The organism is Limnospira sp. (assembly GCF_051859755.1).
In the GTDB taxonomy this organism is placed as follows: domain Bacteria; phylum Cyanobacteriota; class Cyanobacteriia; order Cyanobacteriales; family Microcoleaceae; genus Limnospira; species Limnospira fusiformis.
This window is the reverse complement of record NZ_JBIMLI010000366.1, coordinates 1-1,037: the sequence shown is the minus strand read 5'-3', so window position 1 is coordinate 1,037 and position 1,037 is coordinate 1. Positions and strand designations below refer to the sequence as shown.

The window sequence follows — 1,037 nt, the reverse complement described above, 5'->3', positions numbered from 1 at the left end:
CCAGGGGTCACATATTCCTGTAGGGGCGGGTTCAACAGCCTATATTCTTCTTCACCAGCAGCTATATAAACCCGCCCTACTTTCCCCAAACAACCATTGTCGGCTGCGCCAGAATTTAAGAAACCCGGTTTTTTGAAAAAACCGGGTTTCTCGAAACAAGCGATCGCGCAGTCGGAGTGCGACGTATCGCGCAGTGGTGACCTGCTAAAATGGAGAATTAAAACACCACCAAGGACAACCCCCATGACCACCAATGCTGATGATGTTTGGAGACTGCTGGCGGAACTCATAGAAGCCCAAAAGGAAACTGAACGAGTCATCAAAGAAGAGTCCCAAGAAACCGAACGCCGCTTCCGGGAAACCGATCGCCGCTTCGAGGAAACCAAGCAACTCCTCCAGCGACAGTCCGAAGAAAGCGATCGCCGCTTCCGAGAAACCGAACGACTCATTCAACAACAAAACCAACAACTCAACCGGCAATTAGGAGAACTGGGTAACCGCCTCGGAGAATTTGTCGAATGGCAAGTCCGCCCCGCCGTCGTCCAACTGTTTCAGCGACGAGGAATTGCGGTTAATGAATTCCACCCTAATATCTCCGTTAAACGCTTTGGAGAAGCCATAGAAATTGATTTGCTGGTGGTCAACACTGACCAAGCCATATTAGTGGAAGTCAAAAGTAAACTCACCGAAACCGACATCAACGAACACCTGGAAAGACTGGAAAAATTCAAGCGGTTAATGCCCGCTTATCGTGATTTTCATGCCATGGGAGCCGTAGCCGGAATGGTGGTTCCCGAAGAAGTCGCCAGCTATGGCTATCGTCGGGGGTTATTTGTATTGGCACAGTCGGGAGATAGTGTAGTAATTTTAAATGATGATAAATTCCGTCCCCGCCAATGGTAAATTAGAGCCAGAGTTGGCGATCGCACTCCCGATTATACAGGCAAGATGCCCGGACTACACGAAGAGCGATCGCATAGCACAAATCGCCATTCGGTTTGCCGGAACAAAGTATTCGGTTATCCGCACTTGACAAT

1 protein-coding gene and 1 pseudogene are annotated in these 1,037 nt (G+C 49.3%); one reads left to right on the top strand and one right to left on the bottom strand.

The window, feature by feature from the left end; translation table 11 throughout:
- A pseudogene (locus ACTIE0_RS24670) lies at positions 1–245 on the bottom strand (hypothetical protein); the annotation flags it as partial.
- Here ACTIE0_RS24670 and ACTIE0_RS24665 point away from each other — a divergent pair.
- Positions 244–903 carry a hypothetical protein gene (locus ACTIE0_RS24665; RefSeq protein WP_193520543.1) on the top strand — a complete coding sequence of 220 codons (660 nt, stop codon included), beginning with the start codon at positions 244–246 and terminating at the stop codon, positions 901–903. The pseudogene ACTIE0_RS24670 and the gene ACTIE0_RS24665 sit on opposite strands and share 2 nt — an antisense overlap.
- Positions 904–1,037 lie beyond the last annotated feature (134 nt).

Excerpts from the sequence above, each read along its gene's own strand:
- ACTIE0_RS24665 (WP_193520543.1), top strand. The coding sequence starts at position 244 with ATGACCACCAATGCTGATGATGTTTGGAGACTGCTGGCGGAACTCATA.